Annotated in this window: 22 protein-coding genes; 9 read left to right on the top strand and 13 right to left on the bottom strand. The window is 71.6% G+C overall.

The annotated features are described in order from the left end of the window. Positions 1-405: 405 nt before the first annotated feature. Positions 406-1,299: a hypothetical protein gene (locus ABD067_RS19735; protein ID WP_343897098.1), complete on the top strand. Its 894-nt coding sequence runs from the start codon at positions 406-408 to the stop codon at positions 1,297-1,299. A gap of 177 nt (positions 1,300-1,476) precedes the next feature. Here the strand turns inward: ABD067_RS19735 and ABD067_RS19730 are convergent, their stop codons facing one another. Together ABD067_RS19730 and ABD067_RS19725 are read right to left on the bottom strand one after the other, a co-directional pair. Continuing rightward, on the bottom strand, positions 1,477-2,259 hold the full coding sequence (locus ABD067_RS19730; protein WP_343897097.1) for an aldolase: 783 nt from the start codon (positions 2,257-2,259) through the stop codon (positions 1,477-1,479). Positions 2,260-2,323: 64 nt separating this feature from the next. Beyond that, a complete protein-coding gene (locus ABD067_RS19725) occupies positions 2,324-2,632 on the bottom strand; it encodes a hypothetical protein (protein ID WP_343897096.1) in 309 nt (102 codons plus the stop codon). 83 nt (positions 2,633-2,715) lie between these two features. Here ABD067_RS19725 and ABD067_RS19720 point away from each other — a divergent pair, with 83 nt between their 5' ends. Next, positions 2,716-3,180 carry a VOC family protein gene (locus tag ABD067_RS19720; protein WP_343897095.1) on the top strand — a complete coding sequence of 155 codons (465 nt, stop codon included), beginning with the start codon at positions 2,716-2,718 and terminating at the stop codon, positions 3,178-3,180. Continuing rightward, entirely contained in the window at positions 3,177-4,421 is a 1,245-nt protein-coding gene (locus tag ABD067_RS19715) for a Zn-dependent hydrolase (RefSeq protein WP_343897094.1), read from the top strand. The genes ABD067_RS19720 and ABD067_RS19715 overlap by 4 nt, the downstream gene beginning before the upstream one ends. Here ABD067_RS19715 and ABD067_RS19710 read toward each other — a convergent pair whose 3' ends face one another. Then, positions 4,422-5,174, bottom strand: coding sequence for a VIT1/CCC1 transporter family protein (locus ABD067_RS19710; protein WP_343897093.1), 753 nt, complete (start codon positions 5,172-5,174; stop codon positions 4,422-4,424). A gap of 122 nt (positions 5,175-5,296) precedes the next feature. On the opposite strand from ABD067_RS19710, the gene ABD067_RS19705 reads away from it, so the two are divergent. Continuing rightward, a complete protein-coding gene (locus tag ABD067_RS19705; RefSeq protein ID WP_343897092.1) occupies positions 5,297-6,352 on the top strand; it encodes an alpha/beta hydrolase family protein in 1,056 nt (351 codons plus the stop codon). Positions 6,353-6,372: 20 nt separating this feature from the next. Beyond that, positions 6,373-7,533: a bifunctional 3-oxoadipate enol-lactonase/4-carboxymuconolactone decarboxylase PcaDC gene (gene pcaDC / locus ABD067_RS19700; RefSeq protein WP_343897091.1), complete on the top strand. Its 1,161-nt coding sequence runs from the start codon at positions 6,373-6,375 to the stop codon at positions 7,531-7,533. A gap of 71 nt (positions 7,534-7,604) precedes the next feature. On the opposite strand, the gene ABD067_RS19695 is transcribed toward pcaDC, so the two are convergent. Beyond that, complete coding sequence (locus ABD067_RS19695; RefSeq protein WP_343897090.1) at positions 7,605-8,030, bottom strand: response regulator; 426 nt, start codon at positions 8,028-8,030, stop codon at positions 7,605-7,607. A gap of 156 nt (positions 8,031-8,186) precedes the next feature. Between ABD067_RS19695 and ABD067_RS19690 the strand changes: the two genes are divergently transcribed. From ABD067_RS19690 to ABD067_RS19680, 3 genes are all read left to right on the top strand, one after another. After that, positions 8,187-9,758, top strand: a complete 1,572-nt coding sequence (locus ABD067_RS19690; protein WP_343897089.1) for a PAS domain-containing protein — start codon at positions 8,187-8,189, stop codon at positions 9,756-9,758. 198 nt (positions 9,759-9,956) lie between these two features. Next, positions 9,957-10,949 carry a tripartite tricarboxylate transporter substrate binding protein gene (locus ABD067_RS19685; RefSeq protein WP_343897088.1) on the top strand — a complete coding sequence of 331 codons (993 nt, stop codon included), beginning with the start codon at positions 9,957-9,959 and terminating at the stop codon, positions 10,947-10,949. A 329-nt stretch (positions 10,950-11,278) separates the two neighbouring features. Then, positions 11,279-11,812, top strand: a complete 534-nt coding sequence (locus ABD067_RS19680) for a cold-shock protein (RefSeq protein ID WP_343897087.1) — start codon at positions 11,279-11,281, stop codon at positions 11,810-11,812. A 116-nt stretch (positions 11,813-11,928) separates the two neighbouring features. Here ABD067_RS19680 and ABD067_RS19675 read toward each other — a convergent pair whose 3' ends face one another. The 3 genes from ABD067_RS19675 to ABD067_RS19665 form a co-directional block, all read right to left on the bottom strand. Next, entirely contained in the window at positions 11,929-12,183 is a 255-nt protein-coding gene (locus ABD067_RS19675; RefSeq protein WP_343897086.1) for a GlsB/YeaQ/YmgE family stress response membrane protein, read from the bottom strand. Between the two features lie 78 nt (positions 12,184-12,261). Further along, entirely contained in the window at positions 12,262-12,507 is a 246-nt protein-coding gene (locus ABD067_RS19670) for a hypothetical protein (protein WP_343897085.1), read from the bottom strand. 69 nt (positions 12,508-12,576) lie between these two features. Then, the gene (locus ABD067_RS19665) at positions 12,577-14,283 is read right to left on the bottom strand and encodes a hypothetical protein (RefSeq protein WP_343897084.1); all 1,707 of its coding nucleotides are present in this window, start codon (positions 14,281-14,283) and stop codon (positions 12,577-12,579) included. Positions 14,284-14,409: 126 nt separating this feature from the next. Between ABD067_RS19665 and mmsB the strand changes: the two genes are divergently transcribed. Continuing rightward, positions 14,410-15,291: a 3-hydroxyisobutyrate dehydrogenase gene (mmsB, locus tag ABD067_RS19660; protein WP_343897083.1), complete on the top strand. Its 882-nt coding sequence runs from the start codon at positions 14,410-14,412 to the stop codon at positions 15,289-15,291. A 16-nt stretch (positions 15,292-15,307) separates the two neighbouring features. On the opposite strand, the gene ABD067_RS19655 is transcribed toward mmsB, so the two are convergent. From ABD067_RS19655 to ABD067_RS19630, 6 genes are read right to left on the bottom strand one after another with little or no spacing between them, the layout of a single operon-like run. After that, positions 15,308-16,207 (bottom strand): lipid A biosynthesis lauroyl acyltransferase, encoded by a 900-nt coding sequence (locus ABD067_RS19655; protein ID WP_343897082.1) that lies wholly within the window; start codon positions 16,205-16,207, stop codon positions 15,308-15,310. Positions 16,208-16,220: 13 nt separating this feature from the next. Beyond that, positions 16,221-17,243 (bottom strand): zinc-binding dehydrogenase, encoded by a 1,023-nt coding sequence (locus ABD067_RS19650; protein ID WP_343897081.1) that lies wholly within the window; start codon positions 17,241-17,243, stop codon positions 16,221-16,223. 9 nt (positions 17,244-17,252) lie between these two features. After that, positions 17,253-18,545: a beta-ketoacyl synthase N-terminal-like domain-containing protein gene (locus ABD067_RS19645; protein ID WP_343897080.1), complete on the bottom strand. Its 1,293-nt coding sequence runs from the start codon at positions 18,543-18,545 to the stop codon at positions 17,253-17,255. Then, positions 18,542-19,714 carry a beta-ketoacyl-ACP synthase gene (locus tag ABD067_RS19640; protein ID WP_343897079.1) on the bottom strand — a complete coding sequence of 391 codons (1,173 nt, stop codon included), beginning with the start codon at positions 19,712-19,714 and terminating at the stop codon, positions 18,542-18,544. The genes ABD067_RS19645 and ABD067_RS19640 overlap by 4 nt, the downstream gene beginning before the upstream one ends. A 14-nt stretch (positions 19,715-19,728) precedes the next feature. Further along, the gene (locus tag ABD067_RS19635) at positions 19,729-20,199 is read right to left on the bottom strand and encodes a 3-hydroxyacyl-ACP dehydratase FabZ family protein (RefSeq protein WP_343897078.1); all 471 of its coding nucleotides are present in this window, start codon (positions 20,197-20,199) and stop codon (positions 19,729-19,731) included. 10 nt (positions 20,200-20,209) lie between these two features. Continuing rightward, a complete protein-coding gene (locus ABD067_RS19630) occupies positions 20,210-20,497 on the bottom strand; it encodes an acyl carrier protein (RefSeq protein ID WP_343897077.1) in 288 nt (95 codons plus the stop codon). Positions 20,498-20,597: the final 100 nt, after the last annotated feature.

Raw genomic sequence — 20,597 nt, 5'->3', positions numbered from 1 at the left:
AGGTCGGCACGGGCGGCGGTCGCCTCGGCGCGGCGCTCGGCGGCGCGGGCGGCCGCGGCGGCGCGTTCGGCCTCGGCCGCCGGGGCGGTGGAGAGGGCGGGTTGGGCGGAAGGGGGTGTGGCGTCGGTCATGGCGGGGGCTGCCGATCCAAGGGGAGGCGGCACGTCATAGCAGGATTGTTTACCTATTTCAACCTTGGCGTCAGGACCGTGCGCTTGTGGTGCCATGTGGTCCGCACGAGTGCGGCCCCGCGCCGCGCTCTTCGGACGGGGCTTGGCTGAAGCGGGTTGCGGACCTAATCAACGGTTGTGCCTGCGTCGGACGCTTAAACTCCAACAAAGACGGATTGCAGACCTTCGTCTCCGATGCCGTTACTTACCAACCTCACCTCAGGAGATAATGCGCGTGCCTCGATTTGCGATTCTCCAACCCCCTCGTAGCTCTACATACCGCATCGGCTTCGAAGACTTCATCGGTATTTCTAAAGGACTCTCGATTAGCAGTGCAGCCGCCTCTACGGACGACAGTCGCGGACCAGACTTTCTAGAGCTAGGCCTAAGTCAAACTTACAATCTCCGCATCCAAGCTGACCAGGACAGCCTCGTTGTTTCTTTGGTATCCACGTTAAATCCAGGCGAGTTTGCTCCCGTTCGCCTCGAAATTATTGGCCCAAACGAAAAAGTTACGGCAGAGTTATTAGAACACAGGATTCATCATCTTCGCCAAATTTATGCGATTACGCTGCTAGTTAACGAAGGCCGGGAGGACGATCTTGCTCGTGTTCTTCGTGAGCGTCCATCTGCTGATCTGGAACAGGATCTAGTAGGCGAAGAAGACAAGCTGTTAGTCCTTGATGCCAGCCCTGGTTCACTAATCATTTCTTTGATTGCCAAATCGAAAAAAGCTTATAATTCGCTCCTTTACGCTTGCGCAGTGCCTTTTGCAAAAGGCCGAGATGCACTCTTAGGACGAGTTGCGGCAGGAACCGCGCTTGCAGAGCTAGAAGTTCTAGCAAAAGCACAGGATTTACGCTTAAAAGGCGCTCACGGCGTGCTTGATCTTGCGAAAAAGATCGACACCATCAAAGACAAAGAGGTGCGTGAGTTAATTCGGCAACGGCTTCTCACGGACATGACAGGACTCACGTCTGCTGTGCCTAAATCTTCAGAGCCGCTTGCTCTCGATCACAGCCCTACTCTGGACGTCTCGATTACGGCCCAAAAGCCTTACCGTCAGGCAGAACCGTTGGAGAAACAGAAAACGCAGGCAGTCAAATCCAAGCAAGGGAAGCGGCGTTAGGTTGGCCAGTTTCGAAGCTCAGCGTAGGTCCGCCTGGAGTTGAACTCGGCGGCGGTACCGGAGGCCGCCTCCGCCAACACACACCCGCCAGTTCGGGCCGCAACACCCTCTAGCCCAGGACCATCCCGAGCGGGAATGCGCGGGGCGTGAACCGCCGGCGGTCGGGTCGGAGCGAGTCTAATCGGCGAAGTCCGGCTCGCTCTTCGCCAGGATGCGCTTGATGCTCTCCAGGTGCAGCCGGGCGCTCTCGCCGTCGCCTTCGCGCATCTGCGCCGCCGTCCTGGCCGCGACCGGCTCGGGCACCGGCTTTAGCGGCCGGCCCGTCGCCATGGCGAGGCGCTGCGCCTCGCACGCGCGTTCCAGGTAGTAGAGGTCGTCCCAGGCCGAGGCGATGGAGTCGCCCACGACCAGCACGCCGTGGTTCTTCATGAACACGATGTCGGCGTCGCCCAGGCTTTCCGCGATCCGGTCGCCCTCCGCCGAGCCCAGCGCCAAGCCGTTGTAGTCCTCGTCCACCAGGGTCCGGCCGTGGAACTTGAGCGCGCTCTGCCCCGCCCAGACCAGGGGCGGCCCTTCCAGCATGGCCAGGGCCGTCGCGTTCGGCATGTGGGTGTGGAACGCCGCCTTGGCGCGCGGCTTGCGGAGGTGGATGCGGGCGTGGATGTGGAAGGCGGTGGCCTCCGGCACGCCTTCGCCCGCTACCACGTTTCCTTCGAAATCGCAGATCAGCAACCGGGACGCCGTGACCTCGGCGAAGGCCCAGCCGTAGGGGTTCACCAGGAACAGGTCGTCGCGCCCGGGCACGACGAAGGAGAAGTGGTTGCAGATGCCCTCGTGCAAGCCGAGGCGCGCCGCCATGCGGAAGCACGCGGCGAGGTCCACGCGCGCGTTCCGCACTGCCTCGCCGTCCAGGTCGGAGTTGCGCAGCACCGCGGGGGCGCTCGGGTGTCGGGTGGCCATCTCGTACCCCTCCTCGCCGGTGCGGGCCGCGCGCCGCGGCCCCTCGCGCGCCGGCGGCGGGGCTTCACGGGATGCGACGGCTGAACCCGTATGGCCCGTAGGGCGCGATGGGTCCAGCGAGGCCGGTGGGGCCTTGGCCGCGGTAGCCCTTCTGCGCTTCCCAGCGGTCGATCTGGTCGCGGGTGAGGTTGCGGCGCTGCTCCCGCGGCCCGTTCCAGAAGCGGTCGGCCGCCTCCTTCTCGCGCTGGCGCGCCCACCACGCCTCGAGCTGGCGGTTGTGCTCCGCGGGGCTTGTTTGGGCGCGGCCCGCCGTCGCGCCCGGCACGAGGGCGGCGGACGCGATCGAGAGCAGGAGGGCGCGGCGGCGGCGCATGGCCCCGATATCGTGTCGGCGCCCCCCGGCACCAAGGACGGGGCCTTGCGCCACCCGGCGGCCCGGCCGGACACTGCGGCGCCATGGTCCAAGACGCTGCGGCCCCCGCCCTCGACGGCGTGCTCGAAACGGCGCTCTACGTCGACGACATGGCGCGGGCGCGGGCGTTCTACGAAGGGGTCCTCGGCTTGGCGCCCATGTTCGCCGACGCCCGCCTGACCGCCTACCCGGTCGGGGGCCGCAGCGCCTTGCTGATCTTCCGCCGCGGCGCCGCCACCGAGACGGCGCACCTGCCCGGCGGCACCATCCCGCCCCACGACGGCGCCGGTCCGATCCATTGCGCCTTCTCCGTCGCGGCGAACGCCTTGCCGCGTTGGGAAAGCCACCTCGCCGCGCGCGGCGTCGCCATCGAGGGGCGCACGGTCTGGCCGTCGTCCAGGCCCGTCCCCAGCGTGAGCGTCTACTTCCGCGACCCGGACGGCCACCTGCTGGAACTCGCCACCCCGGGCCTTTGGCGGCCGCTGGAACGAGAGGGAGCACCGACTTGAGCGGCACCAACCGCCGGATCGACGGCGAACGCCTCTGGGACAGCCTGATGCGGATGGCCGAGATCGGCGCCACGCCGCGCGGCGGCGTCAGGCGCCTCGCCCTTTCCGCGGAGGACGCGCAGGGCCGCGAACGCTTCCGGGACTGGTGCGAGGCCCTCGGCCTTTCCGTCCGCGTGGACTCGATGGGGAACATGTTCGCCCGGCGCGAAGGCCGGGACCCGGGCCGCGCGCCGGTGCTCTTCGGCAGCCACCTCGACAGCCAGCCTTCCGGCGGCAAGTTCGACGGCGCGCTCGGCGTGCTGGCCGGGCTGGAGGTGATGCGGACCTTGCGCGACCTCGACATCGCCACCGAGGCCCCGCTGGAACTGGTGAACTGGACCGACGAGGAGGGCAGCCGGTTCGGCCGTTCGCTGATGGGCAGCGGCGTCTGGGCCGGCGTCTACCCGGAAGGCGAGATCCTGGCCGCGCGCGACGCCGGGGGCGTCTCGGTCGGCGAAGCGCTGGACGGGATCGGCGCGCGCGGCCCGCACCCGGCGGCCCCCTTCCCCGCCGACGCCTACTTCGAGCTGCACATCGAGCAGGGCCCGATCCTTGAGCGGGAAGCGAAGGCGGTCGGCGTCGTCACCGGCGCGCAGGCGCAGGTGTGGTGGGACGCGCGCGTCACCGGCCAGGACAGCCACGCCGGCACCACCCCGCCCTCCGCGCGGCGCGACGCGCTGGTGTGCGCGGCCCGCATCGTGGACTTGGTGGACCGCATGATGCGCGCCCGCGGCGAGGACGGCCGCGGCACGGTCGGCTTCCTCCAGGTCGAGCCGAACAGCCGCAACGTGGTGCCAGGCGAAGCGCGCTTCAGCGTCGAGTTCCGGCATCCCGCCACGGCCGAGATGGAGCGGCTCGCCGCCGAGTTCCCGCGCGAGGCCGACGCCATCGCCCGCGGCTGCGGCGTGGAGTTGGAATTGCAGGAGCTGTTCCGCTTTCCGCACCAGGCCTTCGATGCCGGGTGCGTGGACCTCGTGCGCCAGGCGGCCGCCCGGCTCGGCTTCCCCGCGCGCGAGATCGTCAGCGGCGCCGGCCACGACGCCGTCTACGTCTCCCGCCGCGTGCCCACGGCCATGATCTTCACGCCGTGCAAGGACGGGCTGTCCCACAACGAGGCGGAGAGCATCCTGCCCGAAGAGGCCGAGGCGGGTTGCCAAGTCCTGTTCGAAGCGGTGCTGGCGCGCGCCAACCGGCCGCTTTAGTCAGGCGCCGCCGCCGACCCAGCGCGCCACGAGGTAGGCCACCACCGCGGCGAGGCCGCCGACGCCGAGCGTCTGCACCGCCCCGCGCAGCGGCGGCAAGCCCGTCGCGCGCGCCTTCAGCCAACCGAAGCCGAGCAAGGCGACGCCGGTGAACGCCGCCGAGACGAGCAGCGCCGGCCGCGTCTCGGCGAACACCATGTAAGGGGCGAGCGGGATCAGGCCGCCCACCACGTAGGCGCTGCCGATCGTGGCCGCGCTCTTCGCCGCGCGGTCGGGCGCCGGCTCGGACAGTTCGAGCTCGAAGCGCATCATGAAGTCCACCCAGCGCTTGCGGTCGCTGGCTATGGCTTCCGTGGCGCGGTGGAGGGTTTCCCCGCGCAGCCCGTAGCGGTGCAGGATGGCCGAGACCTCCCAGCGTTCCCGGTCCGGCCATTCGTGGGTTTCCCGCTCCTCGCGCGCCCGTTCGGACACGTAATGCTGCGCGTCGGTGCGGGCGGCGAGGTAGCCGCCCAGCCCCATGGCGACGCAGCCGGCCGCGATCTCCGCCAAGCCGGCCGTGACGATCAGCGGGTTGGCGGCGATGGCGCCCGACAGCCCGGCCGCCAGCGCGAAGGGCACCGTGAGCCCGTCGGCCGTGCCGATGACGAGGTCGCGCACCGTTTCGGACGCGGTGAAATGCTGCTCGCCTTCCGGCGGGCCGGGCGGCTGGGGCGGCAGCCCTTCGCGGTAGGGCCCGGGCACGGGTTGGTCCATGGGCGAAGCCTATAGCACGCCCCCGATGGGGGACGACCATCCGCCGCAATGCCCTCGCGCCGCGGCGTTGCCCGTCCCGGACGCCGCTGGCACGCTGGGGCGGACGACGGGGAGGGGACGCCATGAAGCTCGTGGCCGGGGCCGCTTGGCTGCTGCTCACCGCCCTCGCCGGCCCCGCGGCGGCGCAGGGCGCGCGGCCCGGCGGCGGATCGGCCCCGCTCGCCGTGCGCGAGATCGGCAGCATGCACGTCGGCGGCCGCGTTGCGGCCGTCGAAGGCTTGCCCGAGCGCGAGACCGTCTTCAGCCCCGGCGCCCCGCCGCTGCGCGTCGCCCCCAACGGCCGGTTCCATGTCGAGCAGATGTACGCGCTGTTCGTGAAGCTCGAAGCGCCCCGCGCCCGCTACCCCCTTCTGCTCTGGCCCGGCGGCCTCACCGGCGCGACCTGGGAAACCACGCCAGACGGCAGGCCCGGCTGGCAGATGTTCTTCCTGCGGGCGGGCCACGACGTTTACGTCAGCGACGCCGTCGAGCGCGGCCGCAGCGGCTGGGCGCGCTTCCCCGAGGTGTTCGCCGGCGAACCCGTGTTCCGCACCGTGGGCGAAGGCTGGGCGCTGTTCCGCATCGGCGAACGGTCCGAATGGGACGACGATGCGGCGCGCCGCGTCCCCTTCCCCGGCGGCCGCTTCCCCATCGCGCACTGGGACCGATTCGCCAAGCAGTCGGCGCCCCGTTGGACGACCACGGACCGGCAGATCCAGGCGGCTTACGACGCCATCGTCCAGGCCGTGTGCCCTTGCGTCGTCATGGCGCAGAGCCAGGGCGGCAACTTCGCCTTCACCGCCGCCCTCAACGCGCTGGACAAGGTGCGCGCCGTCATCGCGGTCGAGCCCTCGGGCACGCCGGGCGCGGACGCGCAGGCGGCGCGCGTGGGTGGCGTCCCGCATTCCGTGGTCTGGGGCGATCGCATCGCCGAGGACCCTTTCTGGAGCCGCATCCGCGGCAACGTGGAACGGTGGCAGGAGCGCGTTCGCGCCGCGGGCGGCGGCGCCGACACCCTCGACCTCCCGGCCGCCGGCGTCACGGGCAACTCCCACATGCTCATGATGGACAACAACAGCGACGACGCGGCGTCGCGCGTGCAGCGCTGGATGGAGGCCGAGGGCCTCATGCGCGATTAGCGGGGAACGGAGCGGAGCCGATGTTTGTCGACCTCAACGGTTTTGTCGCCCACGTCCAGACCGATGGCCCGGCGGGGGGCGGAGCGGTCCTGCTGCTGCACTCGCTCGGCACCAACCTGCACGTCTGGGATCCGCAGGCGGCGGCGCTGGCCCGCGCCGGCCACCGCGTGATCCGCCCGGACCTCCGCGGGCACGGCCTGTCAGAAGCGCCTGAAGGCCCTTACACGATGGATCTGCTCGCGCGCGACGCGCTCGGCCTGCTGGACGGGTTCGGCGTCCGGCAAGCGCATGTCTGCGGCGTTTCCATCGGTGGGCGCATCGCCATGGAAATGGCCGCCCTCGCACCCGACAGGGTCGCGTCCCTCATGCTGTGCGACACGGCCCTGGAGTTCCCGCCGCCGGAGGCGTGGCAGCAGCGGATGGACGCGGTGGCGCGGGGCGGCATGGCGGCCGTCGCGGACGCCGTGATGGAACGGTGGGTGCTGGACCAATCCTTGCCGTCGTCCAAGGCGCTACGACGGATGCTGCTCCGGACCGATCCCGTCGGCTACGCCGGTTGCGCCACGGCGTTGCGCGACACGCGCGGCGCGGATGTGATCGGGCGTGTCACATGCCCGACCACCGTGGTCGTCGGCGACAAGGACGCTTCCACGCCGCCGGCCGCAGCCCAAGCGGTGCGGGACGCCATCCCGGGCACCGAGTTCGTCACCATCGCCGACGCCGCGCACATCCCCACCTTCGAGCGCGAAGACGCCATGACCCGCGCGTTGCTCGCGCACATGGGAAGGGTGGTCCCGACACCCGGCGCTTCCGCGGCCGAGGCCGGCTTAGCGGTTCGGCGCGCCGTGCTGGGCGAGGACCACGTCGCGCGTTCCGACGCGGCCGCCAACGCGCTCGACGCGCCCTTCCGCGAGTTCATCCTGGAAGGCGTTTGGGGGCGCGTTTGGACGCGTCCCGGCTTGGCCCGCCGCGACCGCAGCCTGCTCTGCCTCGCCATGCTCGCCGCGTTAGGACACGACGACGAGTTGCGGTTGCACGTGCGCGCCACCCGCAACACCGGCGTGACGGAGGAGGAGATCGCCGAAGTCCTGCTGCAAGTCGCCGCGTACGCCGGCGTTCCGGCCGCTAATTCGGCGCTGAAGGTCGCAAAAGCGACCTTGGACGAGATGCGGCGTGCTTAATCCGCCGGACGGCCTGGATCGGGGTGGGCATGGCGGGCCGTGGCCGCACCCGATCCGGCGCTGCGGCGACGTCAGACCAGCCGGCGGCTATCTTGCTGAGGGCTTGGCGCCGGGACGGGATGACTTTCGGCGCCCATCAGGTCGCGGATCACGTCAGCGGCCAGGGAAGGCGTGAACGGCTTCGCCAGGAACCGCGATCCATCGACCGACTTGCCGCTCTCCGCGGCGGTGTAGCGGCCCGACGCGTAGACCACCGGCAGATCGGGCCTGATCACCCGCACGGCTCGCGCGAGCGCGAAACCGTCCTCGCCGCCCGGCAGGTTGATGTCGGTGAGCATCGCGGAGATGTCGTTGCGTTCACAGATTTGGCTCAACGCTTCCCGAGCGTCCCCCGCTTCGATCACTTCGAAGCCGCCATCGGTCAGCGCATCCGCCATCGTCAAGCGCACGAGGAAATCGTCCTCGACCACGAGCAACACAGGTTGTGCGGCATCCATACGTCAGTTCCTCTCCCCCGACGAACAAGCACGCCTCGGCCCGGCGCGTTGCGCCCCGGCGCAGTGACGAGTACGTGACCTGCCCAACCGGCAGCGGCTTTCGGGCCTTTGTGCCGATGCGGTGCGCGGATCGTCGCGCGCGAAGCAGGAGCATGGATGGCGCCCAACACCGACGACGACGCGTCGAAGCGTGCGCGCGATTTTGCAGGGGCGATGGGTCCCGCCGCCGGGTCGGATGACGTCTTCTTCGCGGCCGTCGCGCAGGCAGGCCTGCCCATGGTCGTTACGAACCCGCGGCAAGCCGACAACCCCATCATTTTCGCAAACCCCGCTTTCTTGCGGATGACCGGCTACAGCGCCGAGGAGGTGCTCGGCCGCAACTGCCGCTTCGTCCAAGGGCCTGAAACCGACGCCGCGTCGATCCAGGCCTTGCGCCGCGCGATCCGCGAATGCGCGTCGGCCACCGTCGAACTGGTCAACTACAGGCGCGACGGCACGCCGTTCTGGAACGCTTTGTTCGTCAGCCCCGTCTTCGGGCGTGACGGCGAACTGTTGTACTTCTTCGGCAGCCAGCTCGACGTCACGGGCCAGCGCGCTGCCGAGGCGGCGCTGCGTCGATCGCAGAAATTGGAGGCTGTCGGGCAGCTCACCAGCGGCATAGCGCACGATTTCAACAACCTCCTGATGGTCGTCGCCGGCAACCTCGAACTGATGGAGAAGGCCGGCCACGCCGACCGGAGGGAGCGCTACTCGTCACGGATGCGCGAAGCCGTCGCGCGAGCGCGGAATTTGACCAAGCAGCTCCTCGCCTTCGCCCGGCGGCAGCAACTCGAACGCCGCGCGGTGGACCTGAACGCGCTCGTCGCGTCTTTGGGCGACTTCGCCCAACGCAGCTTGGGCCCGGGCATCCGCTTGGAGACGCGGTTGCAACCGGGCATCGCCGCTTGCCTCGCGGACCCGGCGCAGGTGGAGGTGGCGCTGGTCAACCTGCTGCTCAACGCCCGCGACGCCATGCCCGGCGGCGGCGTGGTCACGATCTCCACCGGCTCGGTGCGCCTCGGGCCGGACGCGCCGGAGGTCGCTTCGGGCGAGGTGCCCGAGGGCGATTACACCTCGCTGGCCGTCGCCGACGCGGGCTCCGGGATGGCGCCGGAAGTCCTGAACCGCGCCACCGAACCCTTCTTCTCGACCAAGGACGGCGGGCCCGGCTCCGGCCTCGGGCTGTCCACCGTGTACGGCTTCGCGCAGCAGTCGCAGGGCCACCTTTCGCTGCGGTCGCGGCCCGGCAGCGGCACCGTCGCAAGGTTGCTCTTGCCGTGCGTGCCGTCCCCGGACGACGCGCCGGCGCCGCTCCGCGGCAGCGAACGCGTGCTCCTGGTCGATGCCGACCAGGGCGCGCGCGACGCCACCACCGCCTTGCTCGAAGGCCTCGGCTACTCGGTGGTCCGGGCCGGTTCGGCGCACGAAGCCGCCGCATTGCTGGAACGGGGCGTCCGGGCCGACCTGCTCCTGGTGGACGCTTCCGCCGGCCCGAAAGGACGGGACTTGGCGGCGCACGCGGAAAGCCGCCCGCCCGCCCCCCGCGTGTTGCTGTTGGCGGATCCGGGCCAAGCGCCCCTCGCCGCCACGCCGTCCGGACGCGCCGTCCCGGCCTTGGGCAAGCCTTACGATCGCGGCGAGTTGGCCCTTCGGCTCCGCGACGCGTTGGGCCCGGGACGGCCGGCATGATGGTGTCCCGACGCCGGAAAGCGCCGCGAAGGGCGGCGGCGGACCGACGCGCGGCGGCGCGTCCGCGATCCGCCCGGGCGTGACGGCCCCGCGGCGGTCGAGCGTCCCGCGAAACTTCCCGAGCGCGCTGGCAAAGCCGCCTCGGAGGGGTCAAATAGCCGGCCACACCGCATGTCGCGGCTTGGAAGGGCCGGCTTGATGTTGCGACGTCGCGCCATGATCGCCGGCTTGCCGGGCGCTGCCGCCGCGGCTGCGGCGCACGCCCAGGGCACGGACCCGCCATACCCGAGCCAACCGGTCACTTTGGTCGCGCCCTTTTCCGCCGGCGGATCGGCAGACGCGGCGGCGCGGCTCCTCGCCGTCCACGCCCCGCGCCACCTGCCGAACAAGAACGCTTCGATCGTGGTCGAGAACCGCCCCGGGGCGTCCGGTGCCTTAGGCACCAACTCGGTCGCGCGCGCGGCCCCCGACAGGCACACGCTGCTGCTGGCCCGGACGGCGTCGTCGGCCATCCTCCCCGCCACCGACCCGCGGACGCCCTACACGTGGGACGAGTTCACGGTCCTCGGGCTCCTGCACGAAACGCCGTTCGTCGTTTGCGTCCGCGCCGACGCGCCGTGGCGGCGCCTCGGAGAACTGCTCGGCGCGCTGAGGGAAGCGCCCGGCCGCATGACCTTCGCCACCTCCGGCCCCGCGACCATCCTGGACCTCGGCGTCCGCCAACTTTTCGTGGCCAACGGCTTGCCGATAGATGCCGGCACCGCCCTGCCTTTCGCCGGCGGCGCCGAAGCCGTCGCGGCGGTAGCTTCGGGGCAGGCGCACTTCGTTGGGTGCGGCTTCACGGACGCCGCCGCCGCCCTGTCGTCGCGTTCCGTCCGTGCCCTGGTTTCGGGCGGGCGCGAGCGCCACCCGCTCCTGCCCGGCGTTCCCAGCGCGAAGGAGGCCGAAGCGGAGAGCCTCGAAGCGATCACCGGATGGAGCGGGCTGTTCGGCCCGGCTTCGCTCCCGGCGCCCGTCGTCGAAGTCTGGGTGGGCGCGATCGCATCGCTCGGCTCCGACCGCGGATGGATCGAGGCGACGAGGCGGAGCGGCAGCGTCCCCCGGCTGCTGTCCCCGGACGCGACCCGGGACTTCCTCAAGGCGCAGATCGCGCTGTACGGCGACCTCGCCCGGCGTTTGGGGCTGCTTTGATGGATCGGGCGCTTCGGCGGCTGGAGCATGGCTTTTCACATTCCGCCGCTTGCCCTCCCGCCGAATATGCTCTTCAAAGCGCAGTGGAGCGGCCGTACCCTTCGGGGGCACGACCACCCGGGCGCCCGCCGGGCGTCTAGAATGGACTGCCCGGTTCGCGACGAGGCAACCCGGCGGTGGAAGAGACCGACGAGTTCAGGACAATGGCCGACAAGGATAGCTGGCGTTCCCGCCGCCCCCGCAAGCGCGGTTTCGACGACGATTTCCCCCCGCCCGACGGCGGGGGATGGTCGCCACCACCCAGTTTCGCCCCGTCGCGCCCGAGCCCGATGAGCAGCTTCGGCGGGCCGGAGACGGGCGCGGTGGTCAAATGGTTCAACGCGGAGAAGGGCTTCGGTTTCGTCGAAGTGGACGGCGGTTCCGGCGACGCCTTTCTGCACGTGAGCGTGTTGCAACGCGCCGGGGCCGACGCCGTGGCGCCGGGCGCCATCCTCCGCGTGCGCGTCGGGCCGGGCCAGAAAGGCCAGCAGGTCACCGAGGTGCTGGAGATCAAGGAAGGCACCGCGCCCCCGCCGGCGGCGCCGCGCTCCGGCTTCGGCGGTGGGTACGGCGGCGGCGGCGGCTCGCGCTTCACGCCGCCCCCGCCCGGCAGCGGCGAAGAGATGCGCGGCATCGTGAAGTGGTACAACCCGCAAAAGGGCTTCGGCTTCGTCACGCCGGAATCCGGCGGCAAGGACGTTTTCATCCATGCCACCGCGCTGGAGCGCAGCGGCATGCCGCCATTGGCCGAAGGCCAGACGGTCACGATGACCGTGGTTCAAGGGCGCAAGGGCCCCGAGGCCGCCACCGTCCGAGGCGACTGACCGCGGCTGGGCGCGGCGGGCGCGACGTTGCGCGCCCGCTTCCACAGGAAAGCGCCCCGGTATCGTCGACGATTCCGGGGCGTGCTTCCTTAGCTTGGCTCACACCGTAGCTTGGCTCACACCGTCCGGCGCGAAACCACCATGCGGTAGATCGCAAGCACGATCACCGCCCCGACCACCGCGCCGATGAAGCCCGCGCCTTCTCCTGGCCGATACCAACCGACCGCTTGGCCGAGATAGGTGGCGACCACGGCGCCGACGATACCCAGCAGCGTGGTGATGATGAAGCCGCCGGGATCGCGCCCCGGCATCAAGAATTTAGCGATCAATCCGGCGATGAAGCCGATGATGATGCTCCAGATGATCCCCAAGGTCCGGCCCTCCGATCCGTTGCCGCAGCGATAAGCCGGCAACCCGGCGCGGGTTTCCTCCGGCGGTCGCGCCGCGGGTTATTCCTTCCGCTCCTGCGACCCGGCCCGGTTCCGGATCGGCGCGGCCCCCGGTGTCCGGTGATCGACCCCGCCCCGGCGGGCGCCGGGGAAGACGTCGACGGGTCCGCCGAGGTTGGCCCCCAGTTCGGACCGGTCTCCCGCCTGCGCCTCGTCCGGCGGGATGGGGTTGTCGATATCGCCCGACGCGCGCTCGTCACGGCCGGCATCGTCGGCCGGCGCGCTTTGCTGCTTCTTGTCCGGCATACGCTTCGTCTCCTGCTGCGGTCCCTCGAGATTCGGCAACGCGGCCGGCGCGGAGGGGTTCGGCGGCGCTCACGCCCCCGCGGGCGTGCGCCATGCCATCCGTTGCAGGTCGAGCGCGCACAAGCCGGTCAGCCCGTGCTTCTCCGCCCAGGCCGCGACCTCCGCCTCGTAACCTTCTCGCCCCGGCAAGCCCGCGGGCCAGCCGGGCGGGTTGAAGGTTGAGATGCCGTTCACCGTCGGCAGGCGCAGCACGGAGGCTATCAGCATGGCCTCCGTGTTGTGGTTGTACGGGTCCTCCACCGCCTCGCCGAAGCGGCTTTCCGTCCGCGCCGCCGAAACCCAGAACGCGCGGCACTCCGCCGGCGGCGGCGGCACCGCTCGCAGCCGCGACGACTCCAGGGGCCGGTCCAGGAACAGCGGCGCGTAGCCGTTCGCCTGCTCCAGCAGCAGCAGCGCCGCGACTCCCGCCAAAGCCGCCGCCGGCAGGCGCCGCGCCCAGGCGGAAAGGGCCAGCACCGCCAGGGCGATCACGGGCATGGCGAGGACGAGCTGGTAGCGCGCCACCACCCTCGCCGCCTTGGCCCCGGGCACCGCGTTCCAGACGAGCCACCACGCAGTCGCGTCGCCCACGCGCAGGGTCAGCGCCCACGTGGCGACGGTCGCAAGCGCGAGCGCCTGCAGCCAAGCGCGCCGCACCGGCTCCGGGCCTGCCGCGCCGCGCCACAGCCAAACCGTGGCGGCGGCGAAGCACAGCAGCAGCACCGGCGTCAGCCCGGTCATGCGCTCGCTCCAGGCCGGGAAGTCGGGGCGGAACGCGCCGTTGAGCAGCACCACCAGCCACCCGAACAGCAGGTTCGCCTCGCCCACGTGCAGCACGTCGAGCAGGGTCGGCGTGTGCTGCAACGCCATCTCCCAAGGATGCATCCCGGTCTCGGCCGCCTTGGGCAGGTACAGCCGCAGGAACGGCAGGTTGGCGACGGCGGCCAGCGCCGCGAGCGCCGCCAAAGGCAGCGGCGCCGCGCGCACGGCCGCGGCCAGCGCCTGCCGCTGGGCGCCCCCGGCCAGCGCCAACCACGCCAGGAAGGTCGCGGCGGCCAGGAAGGCGAAGTACCAAGCCATGTAGAAGCCGGTCATCAGCACCGCGGCGAAGAGCAGGACGAAGGCCGCGCCCCAGCCCAGCAGCGCCTTCGGCCGCCGCCCGAGCAGCGCCGAGCCGGCCGCGTGCAGCAGCGTCGCCAGCACCGGCAGGAAGCCGACGGAGAAGAGCTGCGCGTGGCTCGCGCGGATGAAGAGGTTGTTGCTCAGGGTGAAGAGCGCCGCCCCGAGCAGCGACCACCCGAACGGCAGCCCGAGGACACCGCGGCAAGCGGCGTGCATCCCGAGGAAGCCCACGGCCCGCATGGCCATGTTCGTCAGCTCGCCCGCGAGGAAGGGATCGGCCCCGATCGCCCTGAAGGCCGCGTAGGCCACGCCGAACAGGAAGTACCCGTCGTTGTAGCCGAGCGTGTGCGGCACCGGGTGGAAGTAGGCGGTGCGCGACCATTCCGCGGCGCCGGCCAGCACGTTGCGCCAATGCTCCATGATGGACAGGGCGATGACGGCGTCGTGCCGGTCGCCCAGCAGCAGCGTGAAGCCGTTGGCGATCTGGTTGCGGAAGAACAGGCCCACGCAAAGCGCGCAGGCGAGCCCCAGGACGGCGCCGCGCAGGAGGGCCGGAGGCGCGGCCACCGGCGCGCGGGGCGACGCGGCGGGTACGGAGGCGGGGAGCATCGGCACTCTTGCAAGATTCTGAACGTTGCCTTGTTCCTCCCATTTTGCGGCTTTGTCGGGGCGCCGCCGCTTCCGGGCGCCGGCGGCCCGGTCCAGACTGGCGCCTACAAAGGCGAAGGAGGGAACGGACGCATGGCACGCATCGGCTTCGTGGGACTCGGCAACATGGGCGCGCCGATGGCGCGGAACCTGGCCAAGGCCGGCCACCGGGTCGCCGTCTTCGACATCGTGCCCACGGCGCTGGAGGCCGCCGCCGCCGCCGGCCTGTCCCCGGCCGCTTCCGCCGCCGAAGCCGCCCGCGGCGCCGAGGTCGTCATCACCATGCTCCCCGCCGGCAAGCACGTCCGCGACGCCTGGCTCGGCGCGGGCGGCATGGTCGCCGCCAGCGGGCCCGACGCCGTCCTGATCGACTGCTCCACCATCGACGTCGCCACCGCGCGCGAGGTCGCCGCGAACAGCGGCGGCCGGGAGATGCTCGATGCGCCGGTTTCCGGCGGCGTCATGGGCGCGGAAGGCGCGACGCTGGCCTTCATGGTGGGCGGCACGAAGGCGGGCTTCGCCCGCGCCGAGCCGATCCTCCAGGCCATGGGCCGCAAGATCGTCCATTGCGGGGAGGCCGGCGCCGGGCAGGCCGCCAAGCTCTGCAACAACATGATCCTCGCCGCCACGATGATCGCCACCTGCGAGGGCTTCATCCTGGCCGAGCGCCTGGGCCTGACCCACCAAGCGCTGTTCGACGTGGTCTCGAACTCCTCCGGCAATTCCTGGGCGATGAGCACCTACTGCCCCGTCCCCGGCCCGGTGCCGGGCAGCCCGGCGAACCGCGATTACAAACCCGGCTTCGCCGCGGCGCTGATGGCGAAGGATCTCGGCTTGGCGCAGGAAGCGGCGAAAGGCTCGGGCGCCAACACCCCGCTCGGCGCCCAGGCGCTGGCTTTCTACCAGCGCTTCCTGGAAGCGGGCGGCGGCGACAAGGACTTCTCCGGCATCATCGAGATGCTGCGGAAAGGCTGACGGCGCCGCCTGCGCCTCACCGCCAGCGCCGGTGCATCCAGAGCCACTGGCCCGGGTGCTCCCGCACCCAGCCGGCGACGATGCGGTTCACCAGCGCCGTCGCGGCCTCCACGTCCACGCGCCCCGAGGCGTCGCGCGGCAGCGCCACCTCTTCGGTGATCTCCAGCCGGAACCGGCCGCCCGGCAACCGGATGGCCCGCGCGCCGTGGACCGGGCAGTCGAAGCGGCGCGCGAGCCGCGCCAGCAGCGGGTTGCTCGCCGCCGGCCGCCCCAGGAAATCGACGCGCGGGCCGCGCCCGAAGCGCTGGTCCACCAGCATCCCGACATGCGCGCCGCGGTCCAGCGCCTCCATCATGCGGACCGGGGCGGCGACCCCCGCCGGGATCAGCTCGCCCATGCTGCCCGCGCGGAGCGCCAGGATGTCACGCGCGACGAAGGGGTTGTTCGGCCGCCGGTAGAGCACCGCCGCTTCCAACCCGTGCCGCGCCGCGGCGACGGCGGGCAGTTCCCAATTGCCTAGATGGGCCGCGAAGATCAGCGCCGGCTTGCCGTCCGAGCGCAGCCGTTCGAACACCGCGGTCGACCCGGGCGCGATCTCGATGCGGCCCGTGTTCGGCCGCGCCTCGTCGAAGTCCCATATGCGGTCCATGTGGACGTACTCGCAGGCCGTGCGGCCGAGGTTGTCCCAGGCTTCCCGGAGCACGCGCCGCCGCTCCGCCTCCGGCATGTCGGGGAAGGCGCCGCGGAGGTTGTCGAGCGCCACGCGATGCGCCGGCAGCAGCGCCCCCAGGGCGCGGGCCGCGGCCCCGCCGAACGCCGACGCCCGGTCCGGCCCGAGCGCCCGGAGCAGCGCGAAGGCGGCCCGGACCACGGCCGCCACGGCGGCGTCCGCCCCGCGCCGCAGCGCCGCCTTCACGCGGCGCCCGGCATCAGAGGGTGACGACGATCTTGCCGAAGACCCGCCGCGATTCCAGGCGCCGCAGCGCGTCCTCGAAGGCGTCGAGCGGAAGCACCGCGTCGAGCACCGGCGCCATGCCGCCGGCCATCTTCGCCAAGCCGTCCGACACGTTGCGCATGGACGCGCCGAAGGAGCCGACGATCCGGAGCTGGCGCTGGAACAGCATCATCAGGTTGGTTTCGGCGGAAACGCCGCTGGTGGAGCCGCAGGTGACGAGCCGCCCGCCCATCCGCAGGCTGAGGAGGCTGCCGGCCCAGGTCGCGGCGCCCACGTGCTCGAACACCACGTCCACGCCGCGCTTGCCCGTCACGCGGCGGGCGAGGCTTTCGAAGCGGCCGGTGCTGTAGTTCACGACGTGGTCGGCGCCCAACCCGCGCATCCGCTCGCACTTCTCGTCCGAGCCCGCGGTAGCGATCACCGTGCAGCCCAACGCCTTCGCCTGCTTGATGGCGACCGTGCCGATGCCGGAGCCCCCGGCCTGGATCAGGACGGTCTCGCCCGGTTCCAGCTTGGCGTTGTCGAACAGCATGTGCTCGACGGTGGAGAAGGTGATGGCGGCGCAGGCAGCGTCGGCGTCCGCTATGCCGTCCGGCACCGGCACAGCCAGCCGCGCCTGCACGTTCCGGAACTCCTGCGCGAATCCGTCCACGTGGAAGCCGAGCACGCCGGCCACGTCCTCGCACAGGTTGTCCCGCCCCTCGCGGCAGGCGCGGCAACGCCCGCAGGTGAGCGCGCCGTAGGGCGCCGCCCGCTGCCCGACGCGCCATCCCTCCACGCCGGGCCCGACCGCCACGACCTCGCCGACGGCTTCCGCGCCGATGGTCATGGGCAGGCTGCGCTTGGCGAAGGCCATGCCGCGCCAACCCCAGACGTCGATGTGGTTGAGCGCGACCGCCAGCATCCGGAGTTGGATTTCGCCCTCTGCCGGCGGCGGCGACGGCTCCATGTCCACCAAACGCGCGTCACGGTCGCCGAAGAGCCGCAAGGCGCGCATGGCGTCGCGTCAGCCCCTCGGTGCCGCGCCGAGGACGAGGCAGACGTTCTGCCCGCCGAAGCCGAAGGAGTTGGACAGCACCCGCTCCACCCTCTGCTCGCGCGCCTGGTTGGGCACCACGTCGAGGTCTATCGCCGGGTCGGGCGTCTCGTGGTTGATGGTCGGCGGCAGCACTCCGTCGCGCATCGCCAACAGGCTGAAGATGGCCTCTATCGCCCCCGCCGCCGAGAGGGTGTGGCCGATCATGGATTTGTTTGAGGAGATCGGCGGCGGCCGGTCGCCGAACACGGCGCGCATCCCGAGCGTCTCCATCTTGTCGTTCTCCGGCGTGCCGGTGCCGTGCGCGTTGACGTAGCCGATGTCGCGCGGCTCCAGCCCCGCGTCGGCGATCGCCGAGCGCATTGCGCCGATTATCGCGTCCCCGCTGGGGTTGCTGCGCGTCCGGTGGAAGCTGTCCGCCCGCTCGCCGCAGCCGAGCACCAAGCCGAGCACCTCGGCGCCGCGTGCCCGCGCCTCCTCCAGGCTCTCCAGCACCAGCGCCGCCGCGCCCTCCGCCATGACGAACCCGTCGCGCGTCTTGTCGAAGGGCCGCGACGCCCGCGCCGGTTCCTCGTTGCGCGTGGACAGCGCGGAGAGCAGCGAGAACCGGATCAGCGACTCCGCTTCCACCGTGCCCTCGGCGCCGATGCACAGCGCTGCCCGCGCTTCCCGCCGCTGGATCGCCTCCACGCCGAGCTGAATGGCGGAAGCGCCGGTGGCGCAAGCGGTGGACAGCGAGATCGGCGCGCCGCGGGTGCCGAACCGCGCCGCCAAGTGCTCGCCCACGCCGGCGAAGCAGGACGCCTCGAAGGCGTCCTGCCGCTCGCCCAAGGCCTCGATCATCGCCGGGTAGCGCATCGGGTCGGCGTTGTTGCGGGCCGCGCGGCGGGCCGCGTCCATGCGCAGCGGCCAAGCGACCTCCACCGGCGGCATACCGAGGAAGAGGGGGCCGGGGAAGCGTCCGTCCACGTTGGCGCCCGACGCCGCCAGCGCCTCCTCGGCCGCCAGGGCGGCGAAGCGCTCCACCCGCACGGACGCCGGCAACGGCCCGCCCGGTTCCGCGTCCTCCGGCAGGTCCACGCCGCCGGCGATGGTGGTCTTGAGGTGGTCGGTCGGGAAGCGCGTGATGCGCCGGATGCCCGACCGCCCGGCCAGCAGCCCGGCCCAGCTCCCGGAAACGCCGAAGCCGAGCGGCGTCACCAAGCCGACGCCCGTCACCGCCACCAGCGGCCGGCCGAGGTGGTCTTCCGTGGAGACGCTCATCCGCCGCCTCCCTCCCGCAGCGGCTCGACCAGGGCCAACGCCTCGCCCCGCCAACAGCCGAAGCCCGTCACCAACGCCTGCGGCGGCGCTTCCGGCCGCCCGAGCGCCAGTGCGGCCAGCGCCAGATTGGCCGGGAAGGCCGCTTCGAAGGAGTGCCCGATGGCCTCCGCCGTCCGCAGCACCGGCCCCTGCGCCGGGCCGGCCTCGCGCAGATCGGCTAGGAAGCCCGCTTCTTCCGCGGTCGGCCCCGCCGCGCCGCTCGCGCCCGACACCACGGCGTAGCCCGGCCGCAGCAGCGAGCGCAGGTTGCCCGCGAGCCCGGCGGCGGAGGCCCGCGCCGTGTCCCCGCCGGTCCGCCGCGCCGCGCCGGTGGCGACGGATGCGATCTCCGCCAGGCCCCGCGCCCCTCGCGCGGTGGCGTGCGAGCGCGTTTCCAGCACCAGGAAAGCGCCCACGCTGCCCGTGACCATGCCGCCGCCGCGCCCTTCGCGCTCGGCCATCGGTGCCCAGGCGCCGCGGTGCAGCAGGCCGCCCAGCGCGTGGATCAGCAGCATGTCCCAGCGCCCGGCGACGTAGGCGCCGCCCACCAGCGCGATGCCGCCCCTGCCCTCGGCCAGCCGCGCCGCCGCGATCCGCACCGAGTCCGCCCCCGCCTGCTCCTCCCCCATGAAGGTGCGCGACGAGCCGGTGACGCCGTGGACGATGGAGATGTTCCCGGCCATCAGGTTGGAGAGCTGCGCCAGGAACAAGGTCGGCCGCAGCCCGCCCGCGAGCCGCTCGTTCAGCAGCGGCCCGGCCCGCTCCGGCGGCAACGCGGCCAGTTCCGACACTATGGCCTCGTCCAACGCGGTGTCGCGCTCGCCGCCGCCCGCCGCGACGACCAAGTGCATGTCCGCGGCCAAGCCCCGCGCCCCGGCGTGGTCGATGGCCAAACCCGCCGCGTAAGTGCCGAGCCGCTGCCAAGGCTCCATCTGCCGCTGGTCGCCGCGCTTCGGGATTTGCCGGTCCAGCGCAAGGGGGGGCATGGGATGCACCGGGAAGGGCGCGAAGCCTTCTTCGTCCACCACCGGCGGTCGCGTGCGGTCGAGCGCGCCGAGGTTCGCGTTTGCCCCTTCGCCCAGGCAGGACACGAGTCCGATGCCGGTGATCCAAACGGGTTCTGTCGCCACGCCGCCCTGCCCCGTCAGGCCGGGACCGCAGGCGCGGCCGCGGCGAGGCCGATCCGCTCCGCCTGCGCGCGCATGGCCGCTTCCAACTCCGGCGCCGGGAAGTCCAGAACGCGCAGGGTCAACTCGGCGTCGCAGACGCGCTTGCCGCCGGCCTCGATCCGGCCCGACGTCACGGCGTAGCCGGAGCCCTCGTGGACCAGCCGCGCCTCGACGGTCAACGACGCGCCCGGCCCGACGAAGGAGCGCAGCTTCGCTTCCTTCACCGAGGCCAGGAACGGCATCCGCGCGAAGCCGAAGCGCCGCAGCAGCAGATAGCCCGAAGCCTGCGCCATGGTCTCCACCAGCAGCACGCCCGGCACCAGCGGGTGGCCGGGAAAGTGCCCTTCGAACACCGGGCTCGCCTCCGGAACGCGCGCCTCGGCCGTCAGGCTCTCGCCGTCCGCCGCCAGCACGCGGTCGATCATCTGGAAGTATTCGAGCCGCATGGCAGCGCGGTCAGGCCCCGACCTTCTTGGCCGCCACCAGTTCCTCGATGCGCGCCGCCAAGTTCTTCATGACGAAGTATTGCCCCGCCGGCGCTTGGCCGGCGTTGACCTCCTGCGTCCAGGCCTCGACGGGCACCTTGATGCCGAACTCCTTGTCGACGGCGAACACGATGTCGAGGAAGTCCAGGCTGTCGATGCCGAGGTCGTCGATGACGTGGCTATCGGGCGTGATCTTCTCGCGCGGGAGGCCGCTGGTCTCGGCGATGATGCCGGCAATGCGGTCGAACGCCGAGTCCATGTGGCGGTGCTCCGGGGCAGGAAAGGCGAAAGGGAGCGGGTCTTTCGCGCGATCCGGCCCGCTTGGCAAGCGCCGGGCCAGCCGTTGGGGAAGCGCGGCG

Source organism: Craurococcus roseus, assembly GCF_039523795.1.
In the GTDB taxonomy this organism is placed as follows: Bacteria; Pseudomonadota; Alphaproteobacteria; order Acetobacterales; family Acetobacteraceae; genus Craurococcus; species Craurococcus roseus.
The sequence above is the reverse complement of the archived record's forward strand: the minus strand, read 5'-3'. Positions and strand labels throughout refer to the sequence as shown.